Annotated in this window: 17 protein-coding genes; 5 read left to right on the top strand and 12 right to left on the bottom strand. The window is 45.4% G+C overall.

What is annotated here, in order from left to right; all coding sequences use genetic code 11:
- Positions 1–211: 211 nt before the first annotated feature.
- The 7 genes from hemW to DFP75_RS15920 form a co-directional block, all read right to left on the bottom strand.
- Positions 212–1381, bottom strand: a complete 1170-nt coding sequence (hemW, locus tag DFP75_RS15950) for a radical SAM family heme chaperone HemW (RefSeq protein WP_110577046.1) — start codon at positions 1379–1381, stop codon at positions 212–214.
- On the bottom strand, positions 1378–2001 hold the full coding sequence (gene rdgB / locus DFP75_RS15945) for an RdgB/HAM1 family non-canonical purine NTP pyrophosphatase (RefSeq protein ID WP_110577045.1): 624 nt from the start codon (positions 1999–2001) through the stop codon (positions 1378–1380). Before rdgB ends, hemW begins: the two co-directional genes overlap by 4 nt.
- An 86-nt stretch (positions 2002–2087) precedes the next feature.
- On the bottom strand, positions 2088–2678 hold the full coding sequence (gene metW, locus DFP75_RS15940; RefSeq protein WP_110577044.1) for a methionine biosynthesis protein MetW: 591 nt from the start codon (positions 2676–2678) through the stop codon (positions 2088–2090).
- Positions 2678–3835: a homoserine O-succinyltransferase MetX gene (gene metX / locus DFP75_RS15935; protein ID WP_110577043.1), complete on the bottom strand. Its 1158-nt coding sequence runs from the start codon at positions 3833–3835 to the stop codon at positions 2678–2680. Before metX ends, metW begins: the two co-directional genes overlap by 1 nt.
- Positions 3836–4036: 201 nt before the next feature.
- The gene (locus DFP75_RS15930) at positions 4037–5923 is read right to left on the bottom strand and encodes a methyl-accepting chemotaxis protein (protein ID WP_110577042.1); all 1887 of its coding nucleotides are present in this window, start codon (positions 5921–5923) and stop codon (positions 4037–4039) included.
- A 229-nt stretch (positions 5924–6152) separates the two neighbouring features.
- Positions 6153–6752 carry a 16S rRNA (guanine(966)-N(2))-methyltransferase RsmD gene (gene rsmD, locus DFP75_RS15925; RefSeq protein WP_110577041.1) on the bottom strand — a complete coding sequence of 200 codons (600 nt, stop codon included), beginning with the start codon at positions 6750–6752 and terminating at the stop codon, positions 6153–6155.
- Entirely contained in the window at positions 6749–8068 is a 1320-nt protein-coding gene (locus DFP75_RS15920) for a peptidase M16 family protein (protein WP_110577040.1), read from the bottom strand. Before DFP75_RS15920 ends, rsmD begins: the two co-directional genes overlap by 4 nt.
- A 161-nt stretch (positions 8069–8229) precedes the next feature.
- Between DFP75_RS15920 and ftsY the strand changes: the two genes are divergently transcribed.
- The 4 genes from ftsY (at position 8230) to rpoH (ending at position 12166) form a co-directional block, all read left to right on the top strand.
- Positions 8230–9450, top strand: a complete 1221-nt coding sequence (ftsY, locus tag DFP75_RS15915) for a signal recognition particle-docking protein FtsY (RefSeq protein ID WP_110577039.1) — start codon at positions 8230–8232, stop codon at positions 9448–9450.
- 40 nt (positions 9451–9490) lie between these two features.
- Complete coding sequence (ftsE, locus tag DFP75_RS15910) at positions 9491–10162, top strand: cell division ATP-binding protein FtsE (protein WP_110577038.1); 672 nt, start codon at positions 9491–9493, stop codon at positions 10160–10162.
- Positions 10163–11170 (top strand): permease-like cell division protein FtsX, encoded by a 1008-nt coding sequence (gene ftsX, locus DFP75_RS15905; RefSeq protein WP_110577037.1) that lies wholly within the window; start codon positions 10163–10165, stop codon positions 11168–11170.
- Between the two features lie 129 nt (positions 11171–11299).
- A complete protein-coding gene (gene rpoH / locus DFP75_RS15900; RefSeq protein WP_110577036.1) occupies positions 11300–12166 on the top strand; it encodes an RNA polymerase sigma factor RpoH in 867 nt (288 codons plus the stop codon).
- Between the two features lie 82 nt (positions 12167–12248).
- Here rpoH and DFP75_RS15895 read toward each other — a convergent pair whose 3' ends face one another.
- From DFP75_RS15895 to metK, 5 genes are all read right to left on the bottom strand, one after another.
- Entirely contained in the window at positions 12249–13109 is an 861-nt protein-coding gene (locus DFP75_RS15895) for an energy transducer TonB (protein ID WP_110577035.1), read from the bottom strand.
- A 6-nt stretch (positions 13110–13115) separates the two neighbouring features.
- Complete coding sequence (gene gshB / locus DFP75_RS15890; protein ID WP_110577127.1) at positions 13116–14063, bottom strand: glutathione synthase; 948 nt, start codon at positions 14061–14063, stop codon at positions 13116–13118.
- A gap of 257 nt (positions 14064–14320) precedes the next feature.
- Positions 14321–15826, bottom strand: coding sequence for a TolC family outer membrane protein (locus tag DFP75_RS15885; RefSeq protein ID WP_110577034.1), 1506 nt, complete (start codon positions 15824–15826; stop codon positions 14321–14323).
- A gap of 86 nt (positions 15827–15912) precedes the next feature.
- Positions 15913–16659, bottom strand: a complete 747-nt coding sequence (locus DFP75_RS15880; RefSeq protein ID WP_110577033.1) for a 16S rRNA (uracil(1498)-N(3))-methyltransferase — start codon at positions 16657–16659, stop codon at positions 15913–15915.
- 108 nt (positions 16660–16767) lie between these two features.
- Entirely contained in the window at positions 16768–17931 is a 1164-nt protein-coding gene (gene metK / locus DFP75_RS15875; protein WP_110577032.1) for a methionine adenosyltransferase, read from the bottom strand.
- A gap of 369 nt (positions 17932–18300) precedes the next feature.
- Here metK and tkt point away from each other — a divergent pair, with 369 nt between their 5' ends.
- Positions 18301–20301 carry a transketolase gene (gene tkt / locus DFP75_RS15870; RefSeq protein WP_110577031.1) on the top strand — a complete coding sequence of 667 codons (2001 nt, stop codon included), beginning with the start codon at positions 18301–18303 and terminating at the stop codon, positions 20299–20301.
- The last annotated feature ends 98 nt before the right edge of the window (positions 20302–20399 follow it).

Here is a 20399-nt window from a genome sequence, read left to right as displayed (position 1 = left end):
CTGCTTCAGCATCATTTGAGTTTTTGTTTAAATCTTTGTCTGGCTGAGCCTTTTTTTGCTAGCAAGGACTGATTATTGAGCTAGCATAACTCAACTGTAAAGTTCTGAAAGACAACAAAAAAGCCATCAAAGATGGCCTTTTTTGTTTGTAACCGGATAAGAGTTACATCAATATGTTTAGATGTCAAATTATAGTAAACAATTTGACGGGTTAAGGAAGGAATAGCTCAAGTAATTCGTTGAGGAATAATTTGCCTTTTTCGGTGGTTTTTATGCGCTGTTTGTTCCATTCATCAGCGTCTAATAAGCCTTGTTTTATTGCGACTCCACAGGCCTGAATTAGAGAATCAGGGACACTTTGATAGGTAAATCGTTGGTAATCCTTTAAATCAAAGCTTTCAAACAAACGCAGACGGTTCATCATGAACTCAAGCGGAAGGTCTTCTTGCTCTATGGCTTCTTTAATGACTAAAGCTTCGGGTAGGTTATTTAAGTAATGATTTGGGTGGCGAGTCTTTCGTGTACGAAATATTTGACCATTAACTAATGTGATCTTGCCGTGAGCACCTGCGCCAATCCCTATGTAATCTCCAAAGCGCCAATAGTTTAGGTTGTGTGCCGCGCGATGGTTCTCTTTTGAATTAGCCGACACTTCGTACTGAGCGTAACCATGTTTGGTCAACAGCTCTTGTCCTGCGTCTTGAATTCCCCATAAGGTGTTGTCTTCAGGCAGTGTTGGTGGTCGGCGATAAAATTCAGTATTTGGCTCGATAGTGAGTTGATACCAAGACAAGTGTTCCGGGTTCAGCTCGATAGCAAGAGATAAGTCTTCTAGTGCCATTTCAAGGCTTTGATCGGGTAAACCGTGCATCAAATCCAGATTAATATTGTCGAAGCCAGCGGCTCTGGACTTATCCACAGCGTGTATTGCTTCTTCACGGTTGTGGATTCTTCCTAGGGTTTTCAACAGGTTTGGCTGAAAACTTTGAATGCCAATGGACAAGCGATTAATGCCCGCTTGGCGGAAATGACGAAATTTCTCTTGTTCAAATGTACCTGGATTGGCTTCCATGGTGATTTCGGCATTGTCTGCCCAAGTCAGTTTTTCACGTAGGGCATTCATGAGTCGATAATAGAAATCTTCACTCATTAAGCTTGGCGTGCCACCGCCAATAAACGCCGTTTGAATAGGGCGTCCTGCGACATAAGGTAAATCGGCTTCTAAATCAGCGAGTAGCTGTGCTAAATAAGCGTCTTCTGGCAGCTTGCCATTGGCTTCAAAGCGATCCGCTTGATGGGAGTTGAAGTCGCAATATGGGCACTTACGCACACACCAAGGTAAATGTATGTATAGACTTAGCGGTGGCAATAGGTTGCTCAAAATGGCGTACCTTGTTGCGCAGCTGATTGCTGTTGGAACGCGCTAACAAGCTGTTTTAATGCTTTGCCGCGATGGCTAATTTGATTTTTGACTTCTTTTGGCAAGCTGGCGGCACTGCAACCGCATTCTGGTACATAAAATAAAGGGTCATAACCAAAGCCTTCTTGGCCTTCCGTCGAGGTCAAAATACGGCCTTCCCAAACACCGTGGAATACCAGCGGAGTAGGGTCGTCTTTGTGACGCATATAAGCCAGAACACAATGAAAGCGTGCAGTACGTTCTAACTCAGGTACGCCGTCTAGTTTTTCTAATAGCAGGGCATTGTTAGCGTCGTTATTGCCATGTTCACCAGCAAAGCGGGCGGAGTAAATGCCTGGAGCGCCATTAAGGTAATCGACTTCAATGCCAGAATCATCGGCTAAGGCTGGTAAGCCGGTATGAGCGCAAGCATTACGAGCTTTTAAAATCGCATTTTCGATAAAACTTAGGCCCGTTTCTTCAGCTTCTTCGACGTTAAACTCGTTTTGCGGTTTTACATCAATGCCCATGTCACCCAGTAACGCATTGAATTCTTTGATTTTACCGGCGTTGTTGCTGGCGAGTACGATGGTTTTGTTCACGGATTTTTCCTCGATTTCGTAAAACAAAGGCGGCTGGTTCGCCGCCTTGATGTCATCTTAGTTGCTCGACTTCAATGGTTATCTGCTTAGCGACTGATATGGAAGATCGCTGTTTCGCTGAATAAATTCGGCATAGAGCGAATCCACCAGTGGTCTTTTAGCTGTCCATCTACGGCAGCCCAACGTAGCACTTTTATGTTCTTTTCTTCACACAGACGTTCAAAATCTTGGAAGGTAAAAAAGTGAATGTTTGGTGTGTCATACCAGTTGTATGGCAAAAAGTCTGAGACAGGCATGCGACCTTTTAACGCCAAATGCATACGACTGCGCCAATGGCCAAAGTTAGGGAAGGTAATGATGCATTCTTTACCAATACGCAGCATCTCATCGATCAACAAATCTGGACGGCGGAACTGCTGCAAGGCATGAGTCATCAGAACGAGGTCAAAACTTTGGTCGTCGAAATTTTGTAAGCCTTCGTCTATGTTTTGTTCTAAAACTGGAATGCCTTTTTCGATACAGGTGTTTAAATCGTCATGGCCGATTTCCAAGCCATAGCCGTTCACCTGCTTATTTTTAATTAGGTGATGGAGCAATTCACCGGGGCCACATGCTAAATCGAGTACACGAATATTAGGTTGTACCCATTCGTCGATTATCTCTAAATCAGAACGCATTATTTGACCTCCGTGGTTAAGCGATTGGCAACACGGGTTAGAAAGGTATTGAGTACCGACATGTAGCGTGGAATCGGGAACAAAAAGGCATCGTGACCTTCTGCGGCTTCTATTTTGGCGTATGACACCTGCTTACCGGCTTTGACGAGTGCATTAACGATTTCTTCACTGCGCTCTGGAGAGAATCGCCAATCGGTAGTGAAGGAGACCAATAAAAATTCACATTGAGCTCGACTCAGTACTGCCGCGAGGTCGCCATTCGTTTGCGCTGCCGGATCAAAGTAATCTAACGCTTTGGTCATTAGCATGTAGGTGTTGGCGTCAAAGCGCTTGGTAAAGGCTTCGCCTTGATAGCGCAAGTAACTTTCTACTTCGAATTCGATGCCGTAATTGTATTGGTAGCTGTCATGGCGCATTTGACGGCCAAATTTAGCGCCCATGGCGTCGTCCGATAAATAGGTGATATGACCAAGCATGCGTGCCAAACCAAGGCCATTGGTTGGTACAGAGCTGTTTTCTAGGTAGTTGCCATCAAAAAAATCAGGATCACGGCGAATAGATTGACGTGCCACTTCGTTGAAGGCGATATTTTGTGTCGATAACTTTGGTGCTGACGCCACTATTACTGCGGACTGCAAACGCGTCGGGAAGCGAATGCTCCATTCAAGCACCTGCATTCCCCCTAAGCTGCCACCAACGATGGCGGCAAAAGTTTGGATACCTAGCAAGTCCGCTAAACGCGCTTGGCTTTCGACCCAATCTTCTACAGTAACGATTGGAAAGCTGGCTTCCCAACGTTTGCCTGTTTCTGGGTTGATGCTGGTTGGGCCTGTTGAGCCACAGCACCCCCCTAAGTTATTCAGAGCAATAACAAAAAAGTGATTGGTATCAATGGCTTTGCCAGGTCCAATCGCCGAGTCCCACCAGCCTGGTTTTTTGTCAGACATGCTATGGTAGCCCGCTGCGTGATGATCGCCGCTCAATGCATGGCAAATCAAAATGGCATTAGAGGCGGCTTTATTTAGCGTTCCATATGTCTCATAGACCAGTTCATATGATGACAGTGTTTGTCCGCATGAAAGCGTTAATGGCGTGTCGAATTGCGCAATCTGTGGCGTGACAATACCAATAGAGTCGGCTGGAATGACGTCCGGCATAGGTTTGTTTGTATCCTAATGAAAGTGCTCGAATTCCCGTTAAGAAGAGAGGGAAAGTTCATCGATGAATGATGCCGTACAGTCTAGCGTCTGCGCCTAGTGTCATCAAGAGGCGAGAGGAGGAAAACAGGCGTAGACAAAAACGCTTCTATTGCCTTGTGTGGCGGACATAGAAGCGTCTTGTGTTGTGTGTTTGGTAGGTTAAGGGAGGGTGAAGACTTGAGTCTTGCTGGCCAGTTGCTCGCAGAGCTGTTGAATCTGCTTGGTTTTATCCGCCATGACATCGATAGAATGCGTATCTTGGTTGAGCTGTTGAGCGATTTGTTCCATCTCTGAACTCATTTGCACCGCAGTGCTGGCAACATCTTGAATGGCGCTTGCCATTGAGTCTGTGGATTTGGAGCCTGTCATCGCATTGCTTTCGATATCACGCATGGCATCTTCTGCCTTACTGCCATTTTCACCAATGATTTTTAAATTGTCTTGTCCGCTTTCCATGGTGGTGATGGCTGTTTGGGTGGAATTCTGGATGGTGCCAACGATGTCTGTGATTTTTGAGGTAGCGTCGACGGTTTTTTCTGCCAAGGCTCGCACCTCGTCAGCTACGACAGAAAATCCTCGGCCGGCTTCCCCTGCTCGCGCGGCTTCAATGGCTGCGTTTAATGCGAGTAGATTGGTTTGGCTGGCAAGGTCATTGATCATAGCGATCACGCTATCTATATCCTTGGATAATCGGCCTAGCTCGTTGAGCTGTTGGCTGGTGGTATTAACGATTTCTACCGTATCGCTGATACTGTTTAGTACCATTTTGATGGTATCTGCACCAGATTTTGCCGATTGGTAAGTGTCATTGGAGTGACCTTTTAGGGCGTGGGTGGTGTTCGACAATTCCGTTAAGCGGTTTGATATATCATCTGTGGCCGTTGCTAAAGAATTGGTGCGCTGGTTTACCAAGTGGTTGCTGCCAGCAATGCTGCTTATGGTGTTATTTAAATCTGTCGACATGCCACTGACATTATCTGTCGTCGATACCACATCTTTGAGGACATCGCTCAAGCCCCCCGTCATCTGATTCAATGATTGGCTGAGTTGGTCAAATTCATCATTACGCTTTGTATTGACGATTGCTTTTGAGGACATATCCCCTTTTTTAACCTTGTTTAGGTCGGCAATGATGCCTTGTAGGGTAGTGTTTACACTGCGTCCTATGGCGATCATTAGTAATGCCGCCACTAGAATAATGGCAATACTGACCGTCAATAAGGTGGCGTTTGCTTGAGAGGAGCTTTTCAGAGCCGCTTCTTCGGCTTCTACTAATTTGGTTTCAATCAGTGTGTTGGTCGCTAGCTGGACTTTGGTAAAGTTGTCTTTTTGTTGTGAGAAGGTGTTCTCTGTTTCATTCAGAGCGACATAGGCTTGGCCGTACTGTAAAAGCGCGGCTCGATAGGCGTTGGCTTTAACGCCATGAGTCTCTTGAAAGCCAAAATTCTCGATTCGGTTGTCGAACCGAGTAAAGCTGGTGTTGAATTCCTCTAAATTCTCTGCGGTAGGGTCCGATAAATAACTGGCTTCCGCTTTTCGAACGTTTGTGAACTCGCGTCTTAATAGACTGAGCTTTTGAATGTCATCACTGATTTCTGTGCCCATACGGTCAATTTCGCCACGTAAGCCAGAAGACGAATCAAAGCCTATGATGCTTCGCTCTTTAATAAGAGCAATGAGTGATCGGCTATAGAGATTGATGCGTTCCAAGTTTTCTTCTAGTGCCTTCTTGAGGTCTTGGCTATTGGCTTTCTCTATGCTGGCTGTAATGGTGTTTGTATTTTGTTCGATTTGTTGGTTTGTTGTTGCAAGGTATTCTTGAACGGTATCCACCGACACGGATCTTAAGCGGTCGGCTATGTCCAGCATTTGAATGCTGAGGTGGTCATTGGAAGCTTGAATTTTGGATAGGTTTCTTAGTTTATTGTTCGCTTCCTGTTGAGAGGATAATCCGCCAATTGCCACAAAAGTGACGATGACGAGTCCTAAAATTGCAGTGATTAACAGTATTAATAACTTCGTTTTAAAGGATAGGTTTAACAACATAATGACCTTCCAGCTCGGCTGTTTATTGGAATAACATGCACATAGTGGCTATGTGGGTTATTGGTCTATGCAATCATCGTGCTAAAAGTTTAAAAAATGAGCACGTTTGGGGGAGCGGTCGAATAAATGGTCGGTTTTATTTAGATAACGCTTTCAATTGGTGCAGAAAGTAGGGCGAAGGAAACGAAAGAAGCCCTGTTTTGAGCAGGGCTGTTAATAATTAGGTCGATTATTGGGTAATACTAAACAAGCGGTAAACTAGCTGTCCGGCGGTTTTCTCTTTTATTAGCGACCAGTGGCTGGGCAACTCTGGTAAAAGGGCCTCTTTTTCCATTTCTATGTACACCAAGGCGCGATCGGCAAGCCAGCCTTTTTCAAGCAAGGGGATGATTTGTGCTAGCCAACCTTTACGAAATGGTGGATCTAAAAATACGATATCCATTGGCTGAGGCGTGGCTGTATCGAGAAAAACTGCGGTGTTCTGTGCCGTCACTGTCGCATTGGTAGCACCTAATGTGGCTAGGTTCTGCGTCATTTGTTGGGTGACGACTCGGGAGTTATCGACGAAGGTCAGATGCTTTGCTCCCCGAGATAAGGCTTCTAATCCTAGGGCGCCTGATCCACAAAAAAAATCAGCACAAACCGCGCCAGGAATTTCATGGTTAATCCAGTTGAAGAGGGTTTCTCTGACCCTGTCTGGAGTGGGACGTAACCCTTCAATGTTTGGGATTGGCAGCTGGCGGGAGCGCCATTCACCAGCAATTATCCGAAGTTTAGCGGCTTTTGCTTGGCTTTTACTTGAAGCGTTGTTTAGTGGTTTTTTTTTCATTGGTAAACCTGAATCTCTTGATAAGACGATGGTGTTAATAGTTGAGAGAGAGCCGTTTGATAATCTTCTGCGGTAAAGCTATTCACTGCTTCTTGGTAGTTATTAGCGAATTGCTCTAGAGTAAGCGGGCCGTCTAGATGGGCGATTTGTGTGGCGATATAGCTCCACCAAGTTGGCGATAAGGCTTGGGTTTCTAGCTGTGTTTTAAAGGCATCCAGTAAAGCCTGAAATGTTTTTTCATCCTGAACAGAGGGGACTTGCTCTGTAAAAACAAGACTTTTCGCGTTGATCAATTGATCCATTTTTTCGTTTGATGCTGTTGGAGTGATAATCGGATTATTGCTGTATTGAATACTCCACCATGCCCAAGGGTTCTTTGGCGAAAGCGTGAGGGCAAGCTGAACAAAGTCTATGTGCTGTTGCTTATTTAGAGTGGAAACCAAGTCTGCCCCCCAAATCTGTAAGCTAATCCATTCTTTTATTGTGGCAACGGGTTTTAGAGCGATAGCACTGCGAGTTTGCCAAAGGTCGCCTTGGTTCTGCTGAATGGTACTACTGATGGGCTCGTGTTGGATTTTCTCGGCTGGGTCCTTGGCTATTTTGAAGTCTTGGCTGATTGCGTTCAGTGCTGTTCGAAGGCTTTGCTGCGCTTTAAGCGTTAGATCGCCGACCACGTAAATGGCAACGACTGCGTTTTTAAGGCTCTGATAGTAGTCAACAATGTGCTCCAGTGATGCCGGCATGAGGTTTTTGCTGACTTGTTCTTCTGCGCTGTCAAAGAATAAGGCGTCTTCAAGTACGTGTTGTGCATTTGGCGACTTTGAACGTTGAGTTTGCCAATTATCAAAAGTACGACGTTTGAAGTCGGGATCTTTTAGCCATTTGGTAATCAAAGATAGCGAGGGCAGTAAATAATCGGTTTCATTGTTTAGGGTTAGACCAATGACTTGATTTTCGTGGTCATAATAGCTGTTTGCACTGGCCGCCAATGGTGCAAGTCTTTGGTTGATAGAGGCGGTACTCAATGGAAGAGAATCGCTCATCAACATCGCCAATGTCGTTTCTATAAGTGCGGTATTGGTCGTAACAGAACGAAAAACAAAGCGCAGCTCAACTTTGTTGCTGTTTTCCCACGCTTCTTGTTTGAGCCACACTACAGGGATGCCCGATGTGGTCGACCAAGCTTCTACTTTAGGGGTTGGAAGTGTGGTGCTATTACTCGCGGTTAAATTAAGCAACCAAATTGCCAGGGTACAGAACAGCATAATGGCCGCTAAAACAGGTCGACTAAAGAGAGGTTTGTTACTGTCTGACATAATTAACCTTGAAACGGTATGTGTTAGTGTGAAACTAGGCCTGTTTGCACACTAAAATGATGTTAAAATAGTCGTTTTAGTGCTTATCTGCGTGGCACAATGTCCAATCATAGCATTTCACTGATGTGCACTGCATCAGTCAAAATAAAGAGACCGATTTAATGGAAGTTGTTAATCAAATCATTGTTTTTTTCACACCGTATTTTGGTGAATATGCGCGTTATGTTCCGATTGCGATTGGAACACTTTTAGCCATTATAGCCTTTATTATTCGCCGCCGTTTTGTGAATAAAATGAATGCAGATATTAAAGCAGCTAAGAAAAAGGATATAGATGCTTCTAAAGCGGCAGATGGCAATTCAGATACACCGGAAACTGTTGATACAGATTCCACGGTAATAGAAGAAGTCAGTCATACTGACGCAACGGAAAGCTTGCCAGTTGAAGAACAAGCGCCGGCATTATCTTGGTCTCAGCGTATCAAGTCTGGCTTGTCTCGCACGCGAAGCGGCTTAGGGAATGGTTTGTCTTCGGTTGTTCGTGGGCACAAGAAAGTCGACGCAGATGTACTGGAAGAATTAGAAACTCAGTTATTAATGGCAGATGTGGGGATTGATGCAACACAAGCCTTAATGACTGGTTTAACGGAAAAGCTGAATCGCAAAGAATTAAAAGACCCTGAAGCCCTGTTGAGCCAATTGAAAGCGGATATGCAGGGAATTCTTTCTGTCTCTGAAAAAGAGCTAGAGCCAGTAAATCAAGATGGTCCTTTTGTGATCTTAATGGTTGGTGTAAATGGCGTAGGAAAAACGACGACCATTGGTAAGCTGGCGAAAAAATATCAGGCAGAAGGCAAAAGTGTTATGTTGGCAGCGGGCGATACTTTTCGTGCTGCCGCCGTTGAGCAGTTGCAAGTGTGGGGCGAGCGCAATAATGTACCTGTTGTGGCGCAACATACTGGCGCGGATTCAGCCTCAGTCATTTATGATGCTATCGAATCTGCCAAAGCCAAAGGCATTGATGTTGTTATTGCCGATACAGCAGGGCGTTTGCAAAATAAAGCGAATCTGATGAATGAGCTGTCAAAAGTCGTTCGCGTAATGAAAAAACTGGATGTGCACGCGCCTCATGAAGTGATGCTTGTGCTAGATGCCGGTACTGGTCAAAACGCAATTAGTCAGGCGAAGTTGTTTTCGGAAGCGGTTGGTGTAAGCGGCATTACGTTAACTAAGCTAGACGGAACCGCAAAAGGCGGTATTATTTTTGCGATATCGAAACAGTTTGCTTTGCCAATACGCTACATTGGTGTAGGGGAGCAAGCCGATGACTTACGCCCTTTTGTGGCGCAAGAATTTATTGATGCCTTATTCGATGGTGAGTAGAAATACATTAAACCTTTTTACGAAAGGATAGCGGATAAACGTGGAAATTGAATTTCAGCGGGTTGGTAAGAAGTACGAGAGTGGTCAAGAAGCATTATCGCAGGTGAGCTTTCATTTGCGACAAGGTGAAATGGCATTCCTTACTGGGCATTCAGGTGCAGGCAAAAGTACCTTGATGAAACTCATGATGATGATAGAACGTCAGACCTCGGGCCAAATTTTGGTTGACGGGGTTGATCTGCGCACATTAAGCCGACGTGCCGTGCCCCACCATAGGCGTCGTGTTGGTGTGGTTTTCCAGAATCATCAGCTGTTATTAGACCGAAGCGTATTTCATAACGTTGCCTTACCTCTGCAAGTGAGTGGCGCGGATCCGGCGCAAATTGCCAAACGTGTTAGAGCTGCGCTAGATAAAGTCGGCTTATTAGACAAAGAAAAATATAACCCGATGGCATTGTCTGGTGGTGAACAGCAGCGCGTTGGTATTGCCAGAGCAGTAGTGAACAAACCTCAGTTACTGTTAGCGGATGAGCCAACGGGTAACTTAGACCCTAAGTTGTCAGCTGAAATTATGAACCTTTTCCAAGAATTTAATCGCGTTGGTGTGACTGTCCTGGTTGCCAGTCACGATCTTGCCTTGGTGGCGCGCATGCGACATCGTGTCTTGACCCTAAATCAAGGTCGAATGGTTAACGACGGAGGGTTTGGCTAAATGGCACAAAAGCCGAATCAGAGGGGCGCCACTCGAGAGTCTATTAAAGCGACGAAGCATAATTGGCCGACACGGACGACTTTTAGCCCCAAGCAGTACTTGCGTCAGCATCAAGCGACATTGGCTGAAAGCTTTATGCGTTTGGTGAGTTACCCTTTGGCGAGCGTTATGACGGTGATGGTAATCGCCATTGCGTTGTCTTTGCCTGGCGGATTGTATGTATTGTTGAAAAACGTACAGTCGGTAACGGATCAATGGGAACAGCAGTCTGTTATTACTCTGTACCTTTTCCCTAACATGGAAGACACACAAGCCTTGGCTCTGTCTCACCGATTATCCGCACAAGATGACATTGCATCGGTGGAATATATTTCTAAGGAAGAAGGGTTAAGGTATTTCGAGCAATCCAGTGGTTATGAGCAGATTATGTCTGCTCTGCCTGAGAACCCTTTGCCTATCGTGTTGCGGGTGATTCCTAAGCAAGCGGTAGACATTACGACTTTATCGAGTTTGCAAGCATTACGCGATACATTGGCTGCCGAAAAAGAAGTGGATCATGCCGAATTAGATGCACAATGGTTACAGCGTCTTGCGAATATACTGAGTTTTGGGCAACGATTTGTGTATGCCTTGTCGGTATTGTTGGTGGTTGCCGTATTGCTGATTGTGGGAAATACCATTCGTATGGCGGTAGAAAGTCGCCGAGACGAAGTGTTGGTAATGAAATTGGTGGGCGCAACGGACGCCTATATTCGCAGACCCTTTTTATATATGGGGTTTTGGTTCGGTGTGTTGGGTGGTTTTTTCGCAAGCCTATGTATTCTCTTGCTTAGCTGGTGGGTGAGTGCACCTGCAGAACGATTGATAGACCTTTATCAAAGTGGTTTTGAGCTTCAGTCTTTTAATGCAGATGAGATTGTTTTATGTTTAACTATCAGCGCATTTGTTGGGGTGTCCGGTGCATGGATTGCTGTTAACCGACATATTGCGAATATTGAACTGCAGTGACGATAAAGGGCTATAATCAGTATAAAGATAATAGCCATGGTTTATTCACATTTATGTCACACACAGGCAGAATTTACTTGTTAGTATTTTGTCGTACACAGTATGAACAACTAGAAGGTGGAAACAGAGATGGGTAAAGCTCTCCAACCTACAGACATGATGATTCCTGGCCAAAACCTTGAGTCTTATATGCAGGCAGTCGGACGAATTCCGATTCTGACGGCAGACGAAGAAAAAGCGTTAGCCGAGCGTCTATATTATAAAGAGGATCTTGAGGCAGCACGTACGTTAGTAATGTCGCATTTGAGATTTGTTGTACATATTGCAAAAAGTTACTCTGGATACGGTTTAGCCCAAGGCGACCTTATTCAAGAAGGCAACGTTGGACTGATGAAAGCAGTAAAACGCTTCAATCCTGAAGTGGGTGTGCGTCTTGTGTCTTTTGCTGTGCACTGGATCAAAGCTGAGATTCATGAATTTATTCTGAAGAACTGGCGTATTGTGAAAGTTGCGACAACGAAAGCACAACGTAAGATGTTCTTTAATCTGCGCAGCGCGAAAAAGTCATTGTCTTGGTTCAGTAACTCTGAAGTCGAGTCCGTGGCGAGTGATCTTGGTGTTACGCCAGAAGTGGTTCGTCAAATGGAAGGGCGTTTAAGCGCGTCTGATATGGCATTTGATGCTTCTGCGGATGACGATGATGACAGTGCTTTCCAATCGCCTTCTCAGTATTTAGAAGATCATCGATATGACCCTGCCACCTTGCTTGAAAACGGCAACTGGGAAGAAGACTCTAACCAGCGTTTGGAAGTGGCCATGTCAGATCTTGACGAGCGTAGCCGAAATATTTTGGTGCAGCGTTGGTTATCGGATGCGAAATCAACATTGCATGAGCTAGCAGATGAGTACGGTGTGTCAGCAGAACGTATTCGACAGCTCGAAAAGAACGCGATGAAGAAAATACGCCTTGCTATGGGTGATGGTCAATTTGATTGATTGCTATCTTTAGCCAGCGAGAAAAGAAGCCCTCTAGTCGAGGGCTTTTTTGTGTCTAGCATGTTCATTGCCAGATTGTTGTTTACCGGCTTTGTAGTTGGTTACCTGGTACAAATCGCCAAGTACGGATTATTTCCAGCTTATCCACTTCTTTCTTTAATTCGCTTGGAAAGGCCTGAAAAGGCTCGGCAAGGCGCACAATACGCATGGCTGCGTCGTCTAACACTCTAATCCCAGAAGACTGTAATACTTCTATATCATCGACATACCCTGAAGGCTGGATGATCACGGCAAGGCGTAGTTCGCCATATAAGTGATTTCGTTTTGCTTCTTCTGGGTAATGTATATTCCCTATACGCTCAATTTTACGACGCCAGTCATCCAAATATTGCGCATCAATGGCTGATTTTGCTGAGACGGAAGTCAGTCGTCGAATTCTCGGGCGTTTTGCATAGGATTGTCGTTGTTGATCGAGCAGGGCTTCTAGCGTGGCGATGTCGTTCGAAAGGTGGCTGGGGATTTGAGTTTCGCCACGGAACTGCTCTTCAAGTGTTTTAGTGGCTTCATCTGGCTCGTTAATGATTTCAAAAACGGCTTCTTGGTTTTGTGTTGCCAACAAGCTTGGTTCATCTATAGGTTGCTGAGAAGCGAGTTGGGGCTGTACTGGGGGAGAGATTTCTTGGATCGTATCGGATAAAAACTGTGCATTCTCTGTCGTTGTCAGCTTCTGTTTTCGTAGCTCTGTCCCGCTTGCCTCTTGATTGGCTTGGGCGATGAAATCCGCTTCGGTAGGTGCTTTTGTCGTGTGTTGAACAAGTGTCACTTCGAGCGTTTTGGGTTTTGGGGAAGGGAGTTCGAAATCGAAGCCAATAATCATCACCATTAGCACATGCAGGCTAATGGCGATGAAAAGCGCGATAGAAAATTTATCAATTACTCGCATCGGCTATTACGAAAGACGTTTCTCGATGGCTTCAATTAACGTCATGGCGATATTGAGATCGAATTGAGTGTCTAATTCACGTACGCACGTTGGGCTGGTGACATTGATTTCAGTGAGATAATCACCGATCACATCTAAGCCAACAAACATTAAATTCTTTTCTTTCAAAGAAGGAATCACTTGTTCACAAATCCAACGATCTCTGTCGCTGAGAGGGCGACCTTCACCACGGCCTCCTGCGGCTAAGTTACCACGAGTTTCACCAGAAGCAGGAATACGGGCTAGGGCGTACGGCACTGGTACACCATCAACTACTAAAATGCGCTTATCACCCTGTTTGATTTCAGGAATGAATTTCTGCGCCATGATCTGCTCTGTGCCCATGTTTGTTAATGTTTCAATAATAACGCTGACGTTGGAATCGTCCGGTTTTAGGCGGAAGATAGACGTGCCACCCATACCATCTAAAGGTTTGAAAATAACGTCGCCATGTTCTTTGTGAAAGTTTTTCAATAAATCGGCGCGACGTGTCACAAGTACGGCTGGGCAGCATTGTGGGAATTGGGTTGCGAAGAGTTTTTCATTGCAGTCGCGTAGGCTTTTTGGGTCATTTACAACCATGGCACCATCGCGTTCTGCTTGTTCTAAGATCATCGTGCTGTAGACAAATTCACCATCAAACGGTGGGTCTTTACGCATCAAGATCACGTCCAGTTCGCCAAGAGCCATTTTGCTCTCGTCACCTAGGTCATAAAAATGCTCTGGGTCTTTGTATACATTGAGCGGACGAGTCATGGCGTAGGCTTTGCCATTGTCTAGGAATAAGTCCTTTTGCTCCATGTAGATAAGTTGCCAACCTTTTTCTGCGGCGGCCCAGAGCATGGCGAGTGAAGTGTCTTTTTTGTAGTTAATGGATGCAATTGGATCCATAACGATGCCGAGCTTAATAGTCATAGGGTGATTCCTAAAGCGAAAGCGACGTTTTAGCGCTTTAATAAAACGATTAATAGATGTTGATGCTATAGAAATATGGGGACGCTGAGAAGAAAAAACACCCATGATTTTCATATAGTTGATTTGAGAAATAAAAAATTGAACTGAATGCGAGCCGTAGAGATAAGAATTGGTCATCCTGTCGGCGCTTGAAGCCATAAGATGACAGAGTCTTTGGGGGCTATGGGATGGGTACTCAAAGACTCTGTGTTGATTGCTTACCAGCTGCCGCTTTCGCCTGCATCAAGAAACAGTTCATTCTCTGCTGGTGTTTCTGCTTTGCTAGCGGATGGCTTGGCTTGAGGGCTGGCAGATTCTTTTTCTGTTATTGTACTTTCTGCTGCTTGCAATTCTTCAGTGGCCGTAGCGGGAATATCCATTGGCGCTTTGGCAGGCTCAAATTGGTCATTGAACCCAAGTACTTGCGGACGATAAATACGGAACGCGCGCATTAACTCGCCTTTTGCATTAAATAGTCTGAATTCAGAAAAAAGCTGATCGTAGTCCGCATTCACGTAATCCTGACGTGCCTGGAACAATTCATTTTCACTGTCCAGTACATCGAGCAATGTACGTCGACCTAAACGAAATTGTTTTTCATAGGCAATCTGAGATTCTTTCGTGGCAATAACGTATTGACGAATATGCTCTTTTTGACCTGATGTTGCTTCAAAGGCGGCCCATGCCAAACGGACTGTTAATTCAGTATCTCTAATTGTATTACGTCGAATTTCAGTGGCTTGTATATTTTGCTGAGACGCTACCTCTGCTTGGCGTTTTTGTGTGTTGCCACTGTAGAGGTTGTAATTTAAGCGCACCATTGCGAGTAGATCTTCGCTTGGCCCTTCGGTTCCATCAATATTGTTATTCCAAGTGCGCTCTAAAACAAAATTAACCGTTGGGTATTTGCCAGCATCGGTAATCTTTTGTGCGCTCTCAGTGGCTGCAACGTCCCATTTAGCGCCTTCAATTGCTGGGTTTTGTTTTAACGCAGCGTTAAGCGCAGAGTCGAGATCTTTTGGAAGTAAGTCGTTATCTGGAATTGGATAAATCAGCTCTTTTGGTGGCATTTCGCCAACAATATTGTTGTAGTTGCTTTCTGCGTCTCTTAAGTTATTCACAGCAGCAAGATAGTTTGCGTGAGCCTTGGATAATCGTGCGGTAATTTGACTGAGGTCGGATTGCCTACCTATGCCTGAATCGCTTTTAAGCTTTATTTGGCCATAAATGCGTTGGTGAGTCTCCAGGTTCAGTTTTGCTAAGTTTACCAGCTCGCGGTAGCGCAAAATATTGGCGTAAACTTGAGCGACTTCAAGAGCTGTATTTTCGACGGAAATGAGAGCGCTCCAGCGATCAGCCTCTGCTTCACTTTGTAAACGTTCTACCTCATTGACCGTAGAGAAACCATTAAAAATAGGTTGATTCAGAGATAAAGTGAGCTCTCGACGAGCAAGGTCAACGTCTGCGGAACCTGGGTTGTCGTCAGCGTAGGTGGTTTCTTGGCCTATTCCCGCAGAAAGGTCGATGCTAGGGTAGTAACCTGAACGTCGCGCAATATCTGCGCTCTCTTTGGTTTCTCGGTATTTTGCAATAGCTTGTCGTACTGTTGGGCTATTTTCGATTGCGGTATAAGTAGCTTCTTCAAGAGAGATAGCGTGCGATATTGCAGGTACAAAAGCGGCGCCAATATAGACCGTGCAAGTTAACACTATTCGGTAAAACATGTGATTCCCTATCCTTTAAATTTTCTACTTGAATGATAGATCCATTGATTCTATGAATATGTTGCTATTCTGTTATGACGTACAGTTTAAATATCGCCCCATAGAGCGTTGATTACGCTGAGCGCGACAATGGGAGCTGTTTCTGTTCTTAGCACTCTTGGTCCAAGTGAAATTGCATTAAATCCTGATTTTTCAGACAGTTGCACTTCTTTTTCACTAAGTCCACCTTCAGGCCCAATCAATAAAGCGATGCGATTGTTACTGGGTTTTTCGAATTGTCGGATAGGTTTTGCGCTATGGTGATGCAATGTAAGCTTTAACATTTCGTTACAATTCGTGATCCACTCCGTCAATTCTATCGGTGGATACACTGTCGGGACAATACCACGACCACATTGTTCAGCCGCACTGATGGCAACTTGTTGCCAATGTTGCAGACGTTTTTCCGCACGGCTGTCTTGTAGCTTTACTTCGCAGCGTTCACTAAAAAGCGGCTGAATAGCAAAGACACCCGCTTCGACAGATTTTTGAATGGCGTAATCCATGCGCTCACCCCTAGACAGCGTTTGTCCAACGGTAACTTGAATTGGAGATTCGTTCTCTAACTCTTCGAAATCCGCTATTTGAATACTGGCAGAGCGTTTTTCGACGTCACTTAGTGTCGCATTATATTGACGACTTTTACTATTAAACTCTTGGCCATTAAATACGCGAAGAGGGTGGCCTGACTTTAGGCGCAGAACTTTGCAGAGATGCTGAAACGCTGAGTCTGGTAGGGCAAGGGTGCTATTCTCGTTGAGTTCTGTGTCGATAAAAATTCGTGGAATGCGCATGCTTTGCCTTATGTTTTCGAAAGTATTAAGGATAGAAATAAAAAAGCCTTCTTCTGCCCCATAATGATAGTAGGACAGAAGAAGGCTTTATAGCGAAAATTCAGGGAATTATAAACCCGCAGCTTTGCGCAATGCGTCTGCTTTGTCTGTTTTTTCCCAAGTGAAATTTTCGCCTTCACGACCAAAGTGACCGTAAGCCGCTGTTGGTAGGTAAATTGGGCGTTTTAGATCCAGCATTTTAATTAAACCGGCTGGGCGTAATTCGAAATGCTCACGAACCAATTGTGAAATCACCGTGTCGCTGACTTTGCCAGTACCGAAGGTGTTGATACTGATAGATGTTGGCTCAGCCACACCGATAGCGTACGAGATTTGAATCTCACATTTGTCAGCAAGACCCGCTGCGACAATGTTTTTCGCCACATAGCGACCAGCGTAAGCTGCAGAGCGGTCAACTTTAGATGGATCTTTACCAGAGAAAGCACCGCCGCCGTGACGAGCCATGCCGCCGTAGGTATCAACGATGATTTTACGGCCAGTTAGGCCACAATCGCCAACCGGGCCGCCTATGATGAACTGACCTGTTGGGTTGATGAAGTATTTGGTTTCTTTTGATAGCCATTCCGCAGGAAGCACAGGTTTAATGATTTCTTCCATTACTGCTTCACGAAGATCGGCTTGTTTCACTGATGCACTGTGCTGTGTTGAAAGAACAACCGCATCAATAGCGCATGGCTTGCCGTTTTCGTCGTAGCGGAAAGTAACTTGGCTTTTCGCATCTGGGCGAAGGAAGTCTAGCGTACCGTTTTTGCGAACTTCTGCTTGGCGTTGAACCAAACGATGCGCGTAAGTGATCGGCGCAGGCATTAGTACGTCCGTTTCGTTTGTGGCAAAACCAAACATCAAACCTTGGTCGCCAGCGCCTTGTTCTTTTTCATTGGCTTCATCGACACCGACGGCAATGTCAGAGGACTGTTTACCAATGGCATTCATGACGGCACAAGATTCCCAGTCGAAACCCATGTCTGAGCTGTTGTAGCCAATTTCACGGATAACGCCACGAGATATTTCTTCGATGTCGACCCATGCGTTGGTACGAACTTCACCAGCGACTAATACCATGCCGGTTTTGACGAGGGTTTCACACGCCACGCGGGCTTCTGGATCTTCTGCCAAAATGGCATCAAGAATGGCATCGGACACTTGGTCCGCGATTTTATCGGGATGACCTTCAGAAACGGATTCTGAGGTAAATAAAGAATATTCTGACATATTGAGCTTTCCTCTTTAGCTGAGTTAGTCGCTAAACAGGCATAAAAAAACCTGCTTCGCATCAAAAGTGCTAAACAGGTTCTTGCGTATCTGTTTAGCTGAGTTTATATAGCGCCCGCAAGCCGAGACAAATCGACGCTGTATTAATAGTGCGAATCATGAACTAGCGTTGTTTAAATATCAACCCAGTATGTGGATTTTAATGAGGCAAAAGGCGGTTTTTTTGTTACGATGGTGCAGATTTCTATGTGATTTCATTTTCTTTGCCCTGTGTTTGGGCGTTACGAAGGTGCCAACCTTGTATCGTGGTTCTATCCCGTAGAGAATGTTACTTCTATTGTTCGTTAAGCTATCAGGAGTGGAATAACCATGCCGTCTCGTAAACAACTTGCTAACGCCATACGTGCATTGAGTATGGATGCCGTACAAAAAGCTAACTCTGGTCACCCAGGTGCACCAATGGGTATGGCGGATATCGCTGAAGTGCTATGGAATGATTTTCTAAAGCACAACCCAAACAATTCAAAATGGGTTGATCGCGACCGCTTTGTGTTGTCAAACGGCCATGGCTCTATGTTGATTTATTCTTTACTGCATCTTTCTGGCTATAAATTGGCTATCGAAGATTTAAAACAGTTCCGTCAACTTCATTCTAAAACACCAGGGCACCCAGAATACGGCTATACCGATGGTGTAGAAACGACTACTGGCCCATTGGGTGCCGGTATCAGTAATGCTGTTGGTATGGCGATTGCTGAGAAAACGCTCGCTGCGCAGTTTAACCGTGAAGGCCATACGATTGTTGACCACAATACTTACTGTTTCCTAGGCGACGGTTGTTTGATGGAAGGTATTTCTCACGAAGCGGCGTCTCTTGCTGGCACGTTGGGCTTGGGTAAATTGGTTGCTTTCTGGGATGACAACGGTATCTCTATCGATGGTCATGTTGAGGGCTGGTTTACTGATAATACGCCACAGCGTTTTGAAGCGTATGGTTGGCACGTAATTGCAGACGTAGATGGACATGATCCAGAAGCGATCAAAGCGGCGATTGAAGCTGCGAAAGCAGAAACGACTAAACCGACACTAATTTGTTGCAAAACCATTATCGGTTTTGGCTCGCCAAATAAATCTGGTAGCCATGACTGTCACGGTGCGCCTTTGGGCGATGCTGAAATTGCGGCAGCTCGTGAATTCCTTGGCTGGCCATATGCACCGTTCGAGATCCCTGCTGATGTATATTCTGGTTGGGATGCGAAAGAAGCTGGCTCTGCTCGCGAAGCTCAGTGGAACTCTCAATTCGAAGCCTATAAGGCCGCTTACCCAGAATTGGCAGCAGAATTTGAGCGTCGTGTGATTAAAGGCGAATTGCCTGCGGATTTTGAAGCCAAAGCGCAAGCTTTCATTCAAGAAAGCCAAGAGAAAGGCGAGAGCATTGCCAGCCGTAAAGCATCACAAAATGCGATTGGTTTCTTTGGCTCTATGTTGCCAGAGCTGCTAGGTGGTTCTGCTGACCTTGCCGGTTCTAACTTGACTCTATGGTCTGGTTCTAAAGGTATTCAAGACGACCCAGCGGGCAACTATGTGTTCTACGGTGTTCGTGAATTTGGTATGAGTGGCATTATGAATGGTGCTTCTTTGCACGGTGGTTTCATTAACTACGGTGCGACTTTCATGATGTTTATGGAGTACGCGCGTAATGCCGTACGCATGTCTGCTCTTATGGGCATTCAAAACGTATTTGTTTACACGCACGATTCTATCGGTCAAGGCGAAGACGGCCCAACTCACCAGCCTATCGAGCAATTGGCGAATTTGCGCATGACGCCAAATATGTCTGTATGGCGTCCTTGTGATGCGGCAGAAACGGCGATTGCTTGGAAAGCAGGTATCGAACGTCGTACTGGCCCAACCTCTTTGGTTTTCTCTCGCCAAGGTTTGCCTGCGCAAGCGCGTGATGCACAACAATTAGCGAATGCTGCGAAAGGCGGTTACGTTCTGAAAGATTGCGCAGGGACACCTGAGCTTATCTTGATTGCTACGGGTTCTGAAGTGGGTCTAGCAATGGATTCTGCGGAAGCACTAACAGCGAAGGGTACGAAAGTGCGTGTGGTTTCTATGCCATCTACGGATGTCTTTGAAGCGCAAGATGCTGCTTATAAAGAGTCTGTGTTACCAAGTAGTGTGACGAAGCGTGTTGCTATCGAAGCGGCTCACACGGATTACTGGTACAAGTACGTTGGTTTCGAAGGCGCTATGGTAGGCATGACAACGTTCGGTGAGTCTGCTCCTGGTGGCGATCTTATGAAACACTTCGGCTTTACAGTAGACAATGTGGTTGCGACTGCTGAGAAAATACTCGCGGCGTAATCTGGTTGCTTGATAAGTAAAGAGGCGTACGGATGTATGCCTCTTTTTCCTTTTATTAAGGCGGAAGGTGATGATTTTCGGTCACTTTCTTTGCGATG

It is taken from the genome of Marinomonas alcarazii, from assembly GCF_003208215.1.
In the GTDB taxonomy this organism is placed as follows: Bacteria; Pseudomonadota; Gammaproteobacteria; order Pseudomonadales; family Marinomonadaceae; genus Marinomonas; species Marinomonas alcarazii.
This window is presented reverse-complemented; position numbering and strand designations above follow the sequence as displayed.

Bases quoted from the DNA above. Each gene is read 5' to 3' on its own strand.
- ftsY (WP_110577039.1), top strand. From the start codon at position 8,230: ATGGAAGTTGTTAATCAAATCATTGTTTTTTTCACACCGTATTTTGGT.
- DFP75_RS15895 (WP_110577035.1), bottom strand. From the start codon at position 13,109: ATGCGAGTAATTGATAAATTTTCTATCGCGCTTTTCATCGCCATTAGC.
- ftsX (WP_110577037.1), top strand. From the start codon at position 10,163: ATGGCACAAAAGCCGAATCAGAGGGGCGCCACTCGAGAGTCTATTAAA.
- DFP75_RS15885 (WP_110577034.1), bottom strand. From the start codon at position 15,826: ATGTTTTACCGAATAGTGTTAACTTGCACGGTCTATATTGGCGCCGCT.
- metX (WP_110577043.1), bottom strand. From the start codon at position 3,835: ATGCCGGACGTCATTCCAGCCGACTCTATTGGTATTGTCACGCCACAG.
- DFP75_RS15920 (WP_110577040.1), bottom strand. From the start codon at position 8,068: ATGTCAGACAGTAACAAACCTCTCTTTAGTCGACCTGTTTTAGCGGCC.
- DFP75_RS15880 (WP_110577033.1), bottom strand. From the start codon at position 16,659: ATGCGCATTCCACGAATTTTTATCGACACAGAACTCAACGAGAATAGC.
- rsmD (WP_110577041.1), bottom strand. From the start codon at position 6,752: ATGAAAAAAAAACCACTAAACAACGCTTCAAGTAAAAGCCAAGCAAAA.
- metK (WP_110577032.1), bottom strand. From the start codon at position 17,931: ATGTCAGAATATTCTTTATTTACCTCAGAATCCGTTTCTGAAGGTCAT.
- tkt (WP_110577031.1), top strand. From the start codon at position 18,301: ATGCCGTCTCGTAAACAACTTGCTAACGCCATACGTGCATTGAGTATG.
- gshB (WP_110577127.1), bottom strand. From the start codon at position 14,063: ATGACTATTAAGCTCGGCATCGTTATGGATCCAATTGCATCCATTAAC.
- DFP75_RS15930 (WP_110577042.1), bottom strand. From the start codon at position 5,923: ATGTTGTTAAACCTATCCTTTAAAACGAAGTTATTAATACTGTTAATC.
- metW (WP_110577044.1), bottom strand. From the start codon at position 2,678: ATGCGTTCTGATTTAGAGATAATCGACGAATGGGTACAACCTAATATT.
- rpoH (WP_110577036.1), top strand. From the start codon at position 11,300: ATGGGTAAAGCTCTCCAACCTACAGACATGATGATTCCTGGCCAAAAC.